8 protein-coding genes are annotated in these 14,114 nt (G+C 69.0%); 5 read left to right on the forward strand and 3 right to left on the reverse strand.

The window, feature by feature from the left end:
• Positions 1-140: 140 nt before the first annotated feature.
• Both pruA and V6B97_RS13400 read right to left on the reverse strand, forming a co-directional pair.
• The gene (gene pruA / locus V6B97_RS13395) at positions 141-3,182 is read right to left on the reverse strand and encodes an L-glutamate gamma-semialdehyde dehydrogenase (protein ID WP_333507002.1); all 3,042 of its coding nucleotides are present in this window, start codon (positions 3,180-3,182) and stop codon (positions 141-143) included.
• A 498-nt stretch (positions 3,183-3,680) separates the two neighbouring features.
• Positions 3,681-4,229, reverse strand: a complete 549-nt coding sequence (locus tag V6B97_RS13400) for a periplasmic heavy metal sensor (protein WP_333507003.1) — start codon at positions 4,227-4,229, stop codon at positions 3,681-3,683.
• 513 nt (positions 4,230-4,742) lie between these two features.
• Here V6B97_RS13400 and V6B97_RS13405 point away from each other — a divergent pair.
• Both V6B97_RS13405 and V6B97_RS13410 read left to right on the forward strand, forming a co-directional pair.
• A complete protein-coding gene (locus V6B97_RS13405) occupies positions 4,743-6,989 on the forward strand; it encodes an ATP-binding protein (protein WP_333507004.1) in 2,247 nt (748 codons plus the stop codon).
• Positions 6,986-8,428 (forward strand): sigma-54-dependent transcriptional regulator, encoded by a 1,443-nt coding sequence (locus tag V6B97_RS13410; protein ID WP_333507005.1) that lies wholly within the window; start codon positions 6,986-6,988, stop codon positions 8,426-8,428. Before V6B97_RS13405 ends, V6B97_RS13410 begins: the two co-directional genes overlap by 4 nt.
• A gap of 72 nt (positions 8,429-8,500) precedes the next feature.
• Here the strand turns inward: V6B97_RS13410 and V6B97_RS13415 are convergent, their stop codons facing one another.
• Entirely contained in the window at positions 8,501-9,511 is a 1,011-nt protein-coding gene (locus V6B97_RS13415) for a glycosyltransferase family 2 protein (protein WP_333507006.1), read from the reverse strand.
• 399 nt (positions 9,512-9,910) lie between these two features.
• Between V6B97_RS13415 and V6B97_RS13420 the strand changes: the two genes are divergently transcribed.
• The 3 genes from V6B97_RS13420 to ald all read left to right on the forward strand — a co-directional run bounded on the left by V6B97_RS13420 (position 9,911) and on the right by ald (position 13,812).
• On the forward strand, positions 9,911-10,483 hold the full coding sequence (locus V6B97_RS13420; RefSeq protein WP_333507007.1) for a PaaI family thioesterase: 573 nt from the start codon (positions 9,911-9,913) through the stop codon (positions 10,481-10,483).
• A 70-nt stretch (positions 10,484-10,553) separates the two neighbouring features.
• Entirely contained in the window at positions 10,554-12,332 is a 1,779-nt protein-coding gene (locus V6B97_RS13425) for a sigma-54 interaction domain-containing protein (RefSeq protein ID WP_442935492.1), read from the forward strand.
• 364 nt (positions 12,333-12,696) lie between these two features.
• Positions 12,697-13,812 carry an alanine dehydrogenase gene (ald, locus tag V6B97_RS13430; RefSeq protein ID WP_333507009.1) on the forward strand — a complete coding sequence of 372 codons (1,116 nt, stop codon included), beginning with the start codon at positions 12,697-12,699 and terminating at the stop codon, positions 13,810-13,812.
• Positions 13,813-14,114 lie beyond the last annotated feature (302 nt).

Raw genomic sequence — 14,114 nt, forward strand, 5'->3', positions numbered from 1 at the left:
CGTCCCCATTTGAAAGGCTTTGGGGAAGACAGGAGGACTTCCCCCCCGATTCTTCTTTCAATGTCATGAACAAAACGGGCCGCGCACCATGAGGTGCGCGGCCCTTGTCTTTCATTGCCTTCTTTCGCGGGTTGCGGGGGCTACCCTATCCAGTCGTCGTCTTCCTCGATGGGGGCAAAGCCCCGGCGCATGGTGTTTTCGGTCACGCAGCGCGGGTCCATGAACTGCAAGAGGTAGTCGGGGCTGCCGGTCTTGGAGCCCACGCCGGACATCTTGAACCCGCCGAAGGGCTGGCGTTCCACCATGGCCCCGGTGGAGCCGCGGTTCAGGTACAGGTTGCCCACGCGGAATTCGCGCCGCGCCTTGGCGAGGTTTTCGGGGCTGCGCGAGAACACGCCGCCGGTCAGGGCGAAGCGGGTGCCGTTGGCGATGCCGAGCGCCTCGTCGAAGCTGCCCGCGCGCATCACGGCCAGCACCGGGCCGAAGATTTCCTCCTGCGCGATGCGGTGGTGCGGCTTGATGCCCTCCACGATGGTCAGCGGCACGTAGCAGCCCTCTGCCGGGATGTCGGTGCGCTTCACCAGCACCTTGCCTTCCTGCTCGGCGATCTTCACGTATTCCAGGATGTTCTTTTGCAGGGACGCGTCGGCCACCGGCCCCATGTAGTTGGCCGGGTCTTCCGAGGGGCCGATCTTGATGGCCTGCGCCGCCTTGACCAGCCGCTCCACGAAGCGGTCGTAGATGGGCTCCAGCACGATGACCCGCGAGCAGGCCGAGCACTTCTGGCCCTGGAAGCCGAACGCGGAATACAGCACCTGCAGCACGGCCTCGTCGAGGTCGGCGTCGTCGTCGATGATGATGGCGTTTTTGCCGCCCATTTCCGCGATGACCCGCTTGCACTGCACCTGGCCGGGCTGCACTTTCGCGGCCTTTTCCTGGATGCGCAGCCCCACTTCCATGGAGCCGGTGAAGCAGATCATGCTCACCTGCGGGTGTTCCACAAGGTAGTCGCCCATGACCGAGCTGCGGCCCGGCACATAGTTGAACACGCCCTCGGGCAGGCCCGCCTCGCGGAAGATTTCCGTGAGGTTGTACCCGATGCGCGAGGCGATGGACGACGGCTTGAAGATCACCGGGTTGCCGGTGACCATGGCGGCGGCGGCCATGCCGATGGCGATGGCGAAGGGGAAGTTCCACGGCGCGATGACCGCGGCGATGCCCTTGGGCTGGTAGAACAGGTGGTTCAGTTCGCCGGGGGCGCGGCCCATGCGGCGCGGCGCGCCAAGGCGCAGCATTTCACGGGCGTAGTAGTCCAGGAAGTCGATGCCCTCGCCCACGTCGTGGAAGGCCTGGTCCCACTGCTTGCCCACTTCCAGCACCTGCCAGGCGGACAGCTCGAACATGCGGCGGCGGGCGATGTCCGCCGCGCGGCGCAGGTACATGGCCCGGTCGGCCGGGGAGGTGTCGCGCCAGGCCGGGAAGGCCTTTTCGGCGGCCTCGATGGCGGCGTCCACTTCCGGCTTGCCGCCCTGGCAGACCTTGGCGATGACCTCCGCCGGGCTCGCCGGGTTGGTGGAGGCGATGGTGTCGTCGGTGGTCACGTCCTTGCCGCCGATGAACAGCGGAATCACGCCGCCCGCCTTGCCGCGCACTTCCGCGATGGCCTTCACGAAGCCCTCGCGGTTGGCGGGTATGGTCAGGTCCAGCATGCTTTCGTTGACGAACGGGGGCAGGCCGTCGGGGCTGGGCTGCATGGGGCGCGGCGGCGGGGTGGCGGCCAGTTCGCGTTCAAGCGTGGCCTGCGGGTTTTCCAGCAGCCGTTCCAGTTCCGCGCCGTCCACGAAGCTCTGGCGCAGGAAGGATTCGTTGGCGGTGTTTTCCAGCAGGCGGCGCACCAGGTAGGCCATGCCGGGGATCAGTTCGCCGTAGGGGCAGTACAGGCGCACGCGCCCGGCCACGTTCTTCAGCCCCTTCCGCACCGGTTCGGCCATGCCGTACAGCACCTGGAACTCGTAGCGGTGGGCGGGCACGCTGAGCGCGCGGGCCGTTTCCATCACCGTGGCGATGGTGCGCACGTTGTGCGAGGCGCAGGCGAAGTAGACGAGATCGTTGTTTTCAAGGATGCGGCGGGCCAGCTTTTCGTAGCAGATGTCCGATTCCGGCTTGCGGGTCCACACGGGGATCTCCCAGCCGTTCTGCTTGGCCATCACCGTTTCGTAGTCCCAGTACGCGCCCTTCACCAGGCGGATGCCGAAGGGCAGCTTTTCGGCGCGGCCCCAGGCCAGCAGGTCGTCCAGGTCGTGTTCGGTGCAGCGCAGGTAGGCCTGCAAGACGATGGACAGGTGCGGATAGTCGCGGAATTCGGGCATGGTGCGCAGCCGCTTGAACAGTTCCAGCGTCATTTCGCGGTACTTCAGCTGCTCCATGTCGATGCACAAAAAGCCCCCCATCTCCACGATCTTGCGGTAGATGGGCACCAGGCGCGACAGGATGCCCTGCACGGAGCCTTCCACGTCGCCGGGCTTGGCCTGCGAGTAGAGGGCCGAGGGCTTGATGGACACGTTCACCTTGGGGGTGTGGCCCCAGTCTCCCCCGTTCAGGGCGGCGCCGAGCCCGGCGGTGGCCCCTGTGGAATCGGCCAGCGGAGCCCACTTGGCGTGCTCCCTGGCGATGGCGTCCAGCACTTCAAGGTAGCCGTCGCGGTAGGCGTCGGCTTCTTCCTCGCTCACCGTGGCCTCGCCCAGCAGGTCCACGGTGAAGGCAAAGCCTTCCTTGCGCAGCTTGGCCAGGCCCTTGATGGCTTCCTTGGTGTTTTCGCCGATGATGAAGGTGCGGGCCATGCCCTCGATGTTGGACCGGATGAACTTGCCCATGAGCATGCCGGTGAACGCCCCGCCGAACCCGGCGGCGCCCGCGCCCCATTTCAGCACGGGGGGCACGTCCGCTCCATCGGCCGAGAAATATTCGCGGATGTGGCGGGTGAGCGCCTCGGAAGTGTTCAGGTAGGGCAGGACGTCCACGAAGCGGAACAGCTGGACCTTGAAGCCCTCGTTCTGCATGGCCCAATCCATGACCTTGCCGGTCCAGAAGCCCTTGTTGAAGATGGACGGGGCCTCGCCGCTGATGCTCTTGAAGAATTCCTTGCCGCGCTCGACGATGCGCGCATCAAGATGCTGTTCCATGCGGTTCCTCCTGGGCGTCGCGCGGGTGTGGTCCCGGCGGGTGTGGTGTGGTGCGGGTCGTGCGGTGTGGTGGAAAAGGCTCCTGCTGTGTCGCGCGGCGGCGGTGCGGGCGAACCCCGGATATCCGGGAAGGCCTGTGCCGCCGTGAGGCATGATTTTTCGATATTCGGAACGGTTGTAGGCGCTGGAATGCCAGAAATCAACCCCGTGCCGGGCCGGAGCGGGGCGGTCGGCCCCGCGTCAAGACGGGCCGGGGACTGGCGGGCGGCGGGAGGGAGGAGCGCGGGGGCGTGCGCAACGGGCAGAAGGATGCCGTGCCGCGCGGACGGATGCGGCGGGCGCGTGCGGGATGGAGAAAACGGCGAGGGCCGCCGACACCTCGTGGTGCCGACGGCCCTGTGTTTCGATCATCTGGCTGTTGCATCAAGCGGGGCGCGAGGTGGGAAGTCCTCGTGAAGGCAGCGCGGGTGCGCCCCGTGGAGTCCGTTCGTGGTCAGGCTACTGGTTGGCCTGCGGCGCCTGGCCGTCATGCATGGGGCCGTGGCCGTAGCCCATGCCCTGGCCGCCCATCATGCCGCCCATTCCGCCCATTCCGCCATGACCCATGCCGTGGCCGCCCATCATGCCGCCACCCATGCCCCTGTGGCCCATGCGGCCGTAACCGGGGTTCACGCCCACTTCCTTTTCCAGGCGGGTGTCGAGGGCGGTGTATTCGTTGCGGATCTGGGTGCGCAGGTCGGCCAGTTCGTTCGTCAGCTTGGAAATGGCTTCAGGCTTGGTGTTGGGGTTCACCGACAGGGCGCGCAGTTCGGTGTTCTTGGCCCAGGCCTTGTCCTTCAGCGGCTGGATGCGGGCGTCCGCTTCCTTGTAGATGGCGTCGAACCTGGCCTGCTTTTCCGGGGTCAGGGCGTTGTACACCGCGCCGGTGGCGCAGCCGCCGCCCATGCCCATGCCGCCCATGCGGGCGAAGGCGCTGTCGGTGATGCCGGTGAAGGCGAGCAGGCCCGCGAGGGCGACGGTGCCGAGGACGAGATGCTTGGTCTTCATGATGTGTGCTCCTGTATGGTTGGTTGATTCGTTGCCGCCCCGCCCAGGGGCTGTTTCTAAATGGTCTTTTCGTCCGTTGGCTGCGTCAAACTTCGCCTTCCATTTCGGTCAAATACGATAAGAGTATGCTCCCTCATGGCAGGCTCGTTTTCCTTGCCAACGAACGAAAATCCTCATTTGGAAACAGCCCCTGGCGTCTTCGCTGCATCCTCGATGGATGGCGCGGCCGTGTACTGTGGTGCGGGGCTGGTGCGCTTGTTGCTTGCCCGGATATGAGCAACCGGCGTGCCAAGGCGCGGCATGTTCGCATAACAATAGGTAATTACAGATAAAATAATCTTGCGATACGCCCGGCAGGGCTCCCGGCCGCCTGCACGAAATCCGTGCACATGTATAAAAACTATACGCCACCCCGTGGAAGGCGTATGAAAATCGAACAGGTGTCGCGGCATCGACCAGTTTCGCTCCGGCGGGCGCCGTCACGCCGCAAGGAACATCCCAAAGGACCATCCCATGCCTACCGGCAACGCGGCCAACGCGCCGCATGCGACATATGAAGGCCTCGGCCAATCCGGCCAAACCGGTCAATCGGGCCAGTCCTCCGGGTCCGGTTCTGGAGGGGCTCACGGCCAGCGCGGCCCGTCGGGCTTCCTTGGCCTGTTCGGCCTGTCAGGCCAGTCCGGCCAGTCCGGCCGGGGCGGGACCGGCGGCGGCAGCGGCGGCGCGAACGGGCGGCTGCCCTCGCCATGGCTGATCATCGGGGCCACGGCGGCCCTGGCCCTGGTGCTGGCCGTGCTCACCGTGCTCAACCACGACGGCGAGCAGGAATCCATGCGGCGCATCCTTTCGGAAAAGGGCGCTTCGCTGATCCGGGCCTTCGAGGCCGGTGCGCGCACCGGCCTGCGCGGCCGCGCAGGGGGCGAACTGCGGTTGCAGGTCCTGCTGGAGGAAATGGCCGACCAGCCGGACATCCATTTCATCGCCGTCACCGACAGGCAGGGCGTGGTGCTGGCCCACAGCGACCCGCAATGGATCGGCCGCCCCCTGGCCGATCCGGCCACCATGGAGGCCCTGGCCGTGCCCCCGCCCCCGGCCTCTTCGCCGGGCAATGACGGCGGCGGCCAGCAGGCCCGCGACGAGGTGGGCTGGCGGCTCATGGAGGCGGGCGGCCAACGCGCCTTTCTGGTGTACCGCACCTTCATTCCGTTGCGGCCCACCGCGCGGCATATGGGCATGGGCGGGCACATGATGGGCCACGGCATGGGCGGCATGCCCGGCTGGCTGCGCCGCGAGATGGAGGCGGACATGCAGGCCGAGCGCGACGTCCCGCCGCCGGTGATCGTCGTGGCGCTGGACACGGCCCCCTTCGACGCGGCCCGCGCGGCGGACCGCCAGCACACCCTGATCATGCTGTCCATCCTGGCCCTGCTGGGCGGCGCCGGGGCGCTTTCGCTGCTGTGGTCGCGCCATGCCCGCGCCTCGCGCAGGCTGGTGCGGCAGGCCCAGTCCTTCGCCCTGCACGTGGTCACCAGCCTGCCCGACGGGCTGGTGGTGCTGGACGGCGCGGGCCGCGTGGCCACCTGCAACGCGGCGGCGCGCGACCTGTTGCGCCTGGGCGACGGGGTGCCCGCCGGGGCTCTGCCGGATGCGGTGCTGCCCGCCCCGCTGGCCGAACTGGCCGCCCGGCTGACCGGCGGAACGCACGGCGGCGGGGGCGGGGATGCCGGCGCCGACGCCCCCCCCGCCTTCGGGACGGAGGTGACCCTGGACTGCCCCGTGGCGGGCGGTCCGCCCGTGCCCATGAGCGTGCGCGGGGTGCGCATCGCCGCCGGGGGCAGGGACGAGGCCGGGGCCATCCTGATCCTGCGCGACCTGCGCGAGGTGCGCCGGTTGCAGGACGAGGTGCGCCGCCGCGAAAAGCTGGCCGCCATCGGCAGCCTGGCCGCCGGTGTGGCCCACGAGCTGCGCAACCCGCTCAGTTCCATCAAGGGCTACGCCACCTATTTCGGCAGCCGCTTCGCCGAGGGCAGCGAGGACCGCGAGGCCGCGCGGGTCATGGTGCAGGAGGTGGAACGGCTGAACCGGGTCATTTCCGACCTCATCGGCCTGGCCCGGCCGTCGGACATCGCCCCCCGCCCGGTGGACGCCGGGTTCCTGGTGCGCCACGTGCTGCGGCTGGTGCGCCAGGACGCCGCCCACCGGGGCGTGACCGTGCGCGTGGAGCCTGAGGAGGGCCAGGATTTCGCCGGGCCGGGACAGGTCGGGCCGGGACAACCGGGACCGGGCGAGGGCGCGCCGCGAGGCCTGCCGGAAGGTCCCGTGCCCCGCGCGCTGCTGGACCCGGACCGCTTCTCGCAGGCGCTGCTCAACGTGTTCCTGAACGCGCTGGAGGCCATGCCCCGCGGCGGAGAGCTTTCCGTGCGCCTGGCCGCCGCGCCGGGCAACCGCATCGCGGTCTCGGTGCGCGACACGGGCGCGGGCATCGCGCCGGAACACCTGGCCACCATCTTCGACCCGTACTTCACCACCAAGAGCCAGGGCACGGGCCTGGGCCTCGCCATCGTGCACAAGATCGTGGAGGCCCACGGCGGCGAGGTGTCGCTGCGCTCCGTCCCCGGCCAGGGCACGGAGGTCACCTTCCTGCTGCCCGCCGAGCCGGAGGCGGCGCGGCCCGGCGCGGGTGACGCCGCCCCGGCCGCATCCGGCCAGCCCGATCAGCCTGACCAACCCGGCCGGCCCGCAAAGGACGACGAGATATGACCACCGCCACCATCCTCATCGTGGACGACGACGCGGCGCACCGCTCCATGCTGCGCACCATGCTGCGCGGCTGGGGCTACGCCACCGAAGAGGCCGACGACGGCGAGTCCGCCGTGGAAAAGGTGCGCCAGCGCGCCTGGGACGCCGTGCTCATGGACGTGCGCATGGCCCGCATGGACGGCATCGAGGCGTTGCACCGCATCCTGGACTGGAACCCGGCCACGCCGGTGCTGATCATGACCGCGTTTTCCTCGGTGGACACCGCCGTGGAGGCGTTGCGCACCGGGGCCTACGACTACCTGACCAAGCCGCTGGACTTCGACGTGCTGCGCCACACCCTGGAGCGTGCCCTGGACCACACCCGCCTGGCCAGCGAAAACCGCGAACTGCGCGAACGCCTGACCGCGCAGGCGGGGCAGGGGGCAGCGGGCGCGCTGTACGGCATCATCGGCCGCAGCGCGCCCATGCGCGAACTGGTGGAGATGATCGCCACCGTAGCCCCGTCCGAGGCCACCGTGCTCATCACCGGCGAATCGGGCACCGGCAAGGAACTGGTGGCCCGCGCCCTGCACGCGGCCAGCCACCGCGCCGCGCGGCAGCTGGTGACCGTGAACTGCGCCGCGCTGACCGAAACCCTGCTGGAATCGGAACTGTTCGGCCACGAGCGCGGGGCCTTCACCGGGGCCGACCGGCGGCGCGAGGGCCGCTTCGTGCAGGCCGACGGCGGCACCCTGTTCCTGGACGAGATCGGCGAGATGCCCCTGCCGTTGCAGGCCAAGCTGCTGCGCGCCCTGCAACAGGGCGAGGTGCAGCGGGTGGGCAGCGACACCCCGCTCACCGTGGACGTGCGGGTCATCGCCGCCACCAACCGCGACCTGCGCGAGGAGGCGGCGGCCGGGCGGTTTCGCGAAGACCTGTACTACCGGCTCAACGTCATCACCGTGCACGTGCCCGCCCTGCGCGAGCGCGCGGGCGACGTGCCCCTGCTGGCCGCGTTCTTCCTGGACCGGTACACCGAAAAGAACCGCAAGCACCTCAAGGGGTTCTCTCCCCAGGCCATGGACCTTCTGCTGCGCCACGACTGGCCCGGCAACGTGCGCGAACTGGAGAACGCCATCGAGCGCGCCGTCATTCTGGCCACCGGCGACTACGTGACCGAGCGCGAACTGCCGCTGCATCTCGGGACCGGAGGGATCGGGGGCAACGGCGGAAACGCCGGGGCCGGTGGTGCGGCGGGCAGCGACGCGGGCGCGGGAAACGCCCCGGCTGACGGCGACGGGCTGGCCCCCTACGCCGGGCTGTCGCTGGAAGACCTGGAACGCCGGGCCATCATCGCCACCCTGCGCGAGACCGGCGACAACAAGAGCGAGGCCGCCCGGCGGCTGGGCATCACCCGCGCCACCCTGCACAACAAGCTGAAGAAGTACGATCTGGAGTAGGCGTCCGGAACGCGGCACCGTGGGTGCCGGTCAGAGGTGGGTGGGGCCGTAGATGTCCTTCAGGGGTTGTTCCTACAACCCCGCACGGGCGAATATCTCCCCCGCCCGCGCCGCGCCCATGCGGGCCACGAACAGTTCGCGCAGGGCGCGGATGTCGGCGGCGCGGGGAATGATGCCCCGGCCGAACGGGGCGGCCCACGGTTCGCCGCGCAAGAGGGCGCGCGCCCAGGCCCGCACCTCGGACTCGAAGAAGGCCGGGTTGTCGCGCACGATGCGCGCCTTGGCCCTGCCGTCGTCGGCGCGGGCCGCCAGCGAGTAGTTGGCGTCATGGAACACGTAGTGCAGCAGCGGTTCCGCCACGCGCGCCACCCCGAATCCGGCCATGGCCGCCTGCACCCAGAAGTCCCAGTCCTCGTAGGCCGTGGCGGCGCGAAAGCCCCGGCTGGCCAGCCACACCTCGCGCCGCATCAGCGAGGTGGTGTGGAACAGGTTCTGGGTGCGCAAGAGGTCCGGATGAAAGTCCGGCACCCGCACCACCCGCGAGCCGGTGGGCGATTCCTCGACGTAGTCGGTGCAGGCGATATGCGGACGGACGACGCCTGGCGAGGGGATGACGGTGGGCAGGTCGTCGGGGAGCGAGCCGTCTTCTGCCCCGGCGGCCAGCAGGGCCGCGTGGGCCAGATCGCGCAGGGCGTGGGGACCGGGGGGAGCGCTGGCGATGCCGTCCGGCTCATCCGGCTCCGTCAGGGCCGCGTGGGTGCGGCGCAGAAAGTCCGGGGCCAGATAGTCGTCCGGGTCGCAGAACAGCAGGAAGGGACCGCGCGCTACCTCGGCCCCGGCGTTGCGCACCGGGCCGGGCCTGCCCACGCGGGGCAGGGCCAGCACGCGGAACGCCGCCCACGGGCCGTCCGCCTGCCAGCGCAGGGCGCGCTCGCGCGAATCGTCGCTGCTGGCGTCGTCCACGAAAACCACTTCCACCGCGTCGGGCGGAAAGGTCTGTGCGGCCAGCGCGCCGAAGAAGCGGTCGAGAAAGCGGCCGTAGTCGTGGTTGGCCACCACCACGGAAATGCGCGGCGTGCGCATGTGCTGCCCTCCCCCCCTGACGATTTGACGATGACGATTGCGTCGTTCCGGCCGGAGCACGCACGCATGGGGCCGCCCTTCTCCACGAAGGATGGTTGCCCGGCGCGCGTGCCCGTGCAACGCCACGCCGCGAGACCCCGCGATCGGGTGCGGGGTGTGGCGCATCCGGCGTTCGCCATTCTTTTCGGCATATCGGGGGGAAGGTTTAGCGCTCCCGCGCCGCGATGCAGCAGGCGGGTGGCGCGCGGGGTGGACGGCATGTGCCGGGCGCGCGGCGTTGCCTCTCGACAAGTCGGGGGTCCAGCCGCTACGGTGCGCCTTGCGGCCCGTCCGTTTTACCCTTTTGTGAACCGGGCCTTTCCCGCACACGCCGGATGCGCGCGCCCGCGCGGAGACGCCATGCCAGCCACACCGTCCGCCCCGACTTCCGAAGATTCCCCCCCGTCCGGCCCTTCCGTGCAGGACGGCGACATGGAGCACGTCCGCCGGTTCATCGCCGAGCGCGACACCTTCGCCAGACACCTCGGCATCGAGATCGCCGAGGCCGCGCGCGGCTACGCCCGCGCGGTGATGCCCCTGGACGCGCACCACCGCAACGGCGTGGGCATGGCCCACGGCGGGGCCATCTTCGCCGTGGCCGACCTGGCCTTTGCCGTGGCCTGCAACACGCGCGGCAAGGTGAGCGTGAACCTGAACACCGCCATTTCGTTCCTGGCGCCCGGCAGGCGCGGGCCGCTGACGGCCGAGGCGCGCGAGATCAGCGCCGCCAGCCGGGTGGCCACCTACGAGATACGCGTCACCGACGGCGAGGGCACGCTCATCGCCATCTGCCAAGCCACGGCCTACAGCAGGAACCAGCCCGTGCCCGGACTGGCCGCCGAGGGCGCTGTCGAAGCCGCCGACGCCCCCGTTTCCGCAACCGGTCCCGCATCCGCTCCGGCCTCTTCCGCCAACGCGCGGAGCGCGGACTGAGCCGCACGAAACACCACAGGGAAGCCGCCACGCCCACCCCGTACCGGAAGACGCACGCATGAAACTACGAATGGAATGCATCTTTCGCGACAGGGTGGGCATCGTTTCCGACCTGTCCTCGCTGCTGGCCGGGCAGGCCCTGTCCATCGTCTCCATGGAAGTGGAGCGCCGCGCGGGCGGCGTCACGCCAGCCCTGTCAACTTCGCCAAATCCGGCGGACCCGGCTCCCGGCCCAGTTTTCGGCATGGACCGCGCCTTCGTGTACCTGGAGGCGGACAGCCCCAGCGACGTGGACCGCGCCGCCCTGTTCGAAACCCTGGGCCGCATCCCCGACCTGCTGGAATTCCGCATCGTGGATACCCTGCCCGCCGAGGAGCGCGCCAACCGCTTCCTGGTGCTGCTGGACAACCTGCGCGACGGGGTGCTGTCCATCGACGCGCAGGGGCGGCTGACCTCCATCAACAAGGTGGCCCGCGAGGCGTACGGCTGTACCGCGGTGGCTGGCACGTCGGGCACATCAGGCTCGACTGGCGCAACTGGCGCGACCGGCCCAACGGGCCGCGCCGCCGACCTGTCCGGCCTGCCGCTGGACGCGCTGGGCCTGCCCGACCGGGGCATCCTGGACTGCCTGTCCGGCCGCGAACTGGTGGACGCCAAGCGCGAGGTGGCCACCCCCGGCGGCGGGCGGCTGCAATTCTTCGTCACCCGCAGGCCCATCCGCGACGGCGAGGGCCGCATCATCGGCGCGGTGGAAGTGGCCCGCGACATGCGCGAGATCCGCAAGCTGGCGCGCTCCATCACCGAGCCCGCGCAGGTCACCTTCGGCGACATCGTGGGCCAGCACCCGGCCATCGGGTTCGCCATCGCCTTTGCCCGGCGCGTGGCCGCCACGGATTCCATCATCGCCATCCGGGGCGAGAGCGGCACCGGCAAGGAACTGTTCGCGCGGGCCATCCATACCGCCAGCGGGCGGCAGGGGCCGTTCGTGCCGGTCAACTGCGCGGCCCTGCCGGAACAGCTGCTGGAAAGCGAACTGTTCGGGTACGAGGCCGGGGCCTTCACCGGCGGGCGGCGCGAGGGCAAGCCCGGCCTGTTCGAGACGGCGCGCGGCGGCACCGTGCTGCTGGACGAGATCGGCGACATGCCGCTGGCCTCGCAGGCCAAGATGCTGCGGGTGATGCAGGAAGGCAGCGTGCGCCGGGTGGGCGGCACGGCCGAGGTGCCCGTGGACGTGCGCATCGTCACGGCCACCAACCGCACTTTGGAACGGCTGGTGGAGGAAGGGCGCTTCCGCCAGGACCTGTACTACCGCATCAACGTGCTGCCCATTCACATTCCGCCGCTGAAGGAACGGCCCGAGGACATCGCCGTGCTGGCCGAGCACTTCCTGCTGGGGCTGGCGGCGCGGCTGGGCGGCCCGGTGCGCGCGCTGTCGCCGGGGGCGCTGGCGCGCCTTGCGGCGCACCACTGGCCGGGCAACGTGCGCGAACTGAAGAACGTGGTGGAGCGCGCGGCCATCCTGTGTCCGGACGAGGTGGTGGGGGCGCGGTTCATCCTTTTCGCGCACGAACTGGAGGGCGGGCTGTTCGGCGAATCGGCCCGGCTGGCCGACGGCGTGGCCGACACCGTGGCCGACGCGGCGGCCCTGGCGTCCGGCCACGAGCACCGCCATGAGCTCCGTCATGACGGGGAAGGGCGGCTCAAGGACATGATTGCCGTTTTTGAAAAACGGATCGTCTCCGATGCCGTCTCTGCTGCGGGCAGTGTGCGCAAGGCGGCAAGAAAACTTGGAATTTCTCATACTGCCCTGCTCGCCAAGCTGCGTCGGCACGGCCTGAAGGCGGTCTGAAAACTTTCCAGTGGTCTGAAAAATTTCCAATTGTCCGGCGACGTGATTTCGGGTCTTCTGCGCTGTTTATCCGAACAGTGGTGTGAATTATTTCCACTTTGCCCTTCGCCCCTTGTGGCGCCATTCCAATTTTCCGCCCCTCTTCGCTGCTTCCCTCCTCTTTTTTGCTCGTGCAACTCACTGGTCCGATTTGCGTTTTTGTGACTCGTCCGGGAATTTCGGCGTTTCGTCCGATTTTCCGGCAAGTTGGCAAGGTGTTTGCTCTGGGAAAACCGCGCCCGCGCGGGCGCGCCCTGTCCGGGGTTTTCATGCGCGCCGAAACGCACCGCAACACGCCGCACCACCGGCGTATCTGGAGGCTCAGATGATCGTTGGCATCCTGAAGGAGATCAAGAAGGAAGAAAACCGCGTCGCCATGACCCCCGCCGGGGTCGAGGTGATGGTGCACGCCGGGCACACCCTGCTGGTGGAAAAGAACGCCGGCGCGGGCAGCGGCTTTGCCGACGAAGCCTACGCGGAAGCGGGCGCGGCCATCGTGGCCACCCCGGCCGAAATCTACGCCAAGTCCGACATGGTCATGCACGTCAAGGAGCCGCAGGCGTCCGAATACGGCCTGATCCGCCCCGGCCAGATCGTGTTCACCTACCTGCACCTGGCCGCCGACGAGCCGCAGACCCAGGCCCTGATCAAGAGCGGCGCGGTGTGCATCGCCTACGAAACCATCCAGAAGGCCGACGGCAGCCTGCCCCTGCTTACCCCCATGAGCGAAGTGGCCGGACGCATGGCCATCCAGCAGGGCGCCAAGTACCTGGAAATGGCCCAGGGCGGCAACGGCGTGCTGCTGGGCGGCGTGCCCGGCGTGGACCCGGCCACCGTCGTGGTCATCGGCGGCGGCGTGGTGGGCACCCACGCGGCCCGCATGGCCTGCGGCCTGGGCGCCAAGGTGTACATCCTGGACATGAACCTGGACCGCCTGCGCCACCTCAGCGAAGTGATGCCCTCCAACTGCTTCCCGCTCATGTCGTCCCCGGCCACCCTGCGCAGGCTGGTGCGCGAGGCCGACGTGGTGGTGGGCGCGGTGCTGGTCACCGGCGCCAAGGCCCCCAAGCTGGTCACCCGCGACATGCTGAAGACCATGAAGAAGGGCGCGGTGCTGGTGGACGTGGCCATCGACCAGGGCGGCTGCTTCGAAACCTCCAAGGCCACCACCCACACCGACCCCACCTTCGTGGTGGACGGCGTGGTGCACTACTGCGTGGCCAACATGCCCGGCGCCGTGGCCAAGACTTCCACCCTGGCCCTGACCAACGCCACCCTGCCCTACGCGCTGACCATCGCCAACAAGGGCTGGAAGCGCGCCATGCAGGACAGCTGCGAAATCGCCAAGGGCGCCAACGTCATCGACGGCAAGATCACCTACAAGGGCGTGGCCGAAGCCTTCGGGCTGGACTACGTGTCCGTGGATACGTTCCTGAACTAGGTTTCACCTCTCCGGGCGCACTGCACTCTGCACCTCCGCGCGGGGCCGGGCGGACCGCCCGCCGCCCGGCCCGCGCACCGCATTTCCCCGACCCTGCCTTTGCATTCCCGGCCCGCCGCGGGCGTTCGTCGCGTCCGCGGCCAAAGGCCCGCCCTACGGGAGGCGGGCCTTTTTTTTATGGCTTTAGCCAGTTGAGGGAGCGAAGCGACCGAAACAGAAAACCACCCGCTATGCGGGTGGAGTCAATCGGTTATACCAAAAAACACCTTTCCGGTTACGCTATAGGTGTTCAAGCCAGTCGC

Origin of the sequence: Nitratidesulfovibrio sp. 1201_IL3209 (genome assembly GCF_036763125.1) — a bacterium.
Taxonomy (GTDB): domain Bacteria; phylum Desulfobacterota; class Desulfovibrionia; order Desulfovibrionales; family Desulfovibrionaceae; genus Cupidesulfovibrio.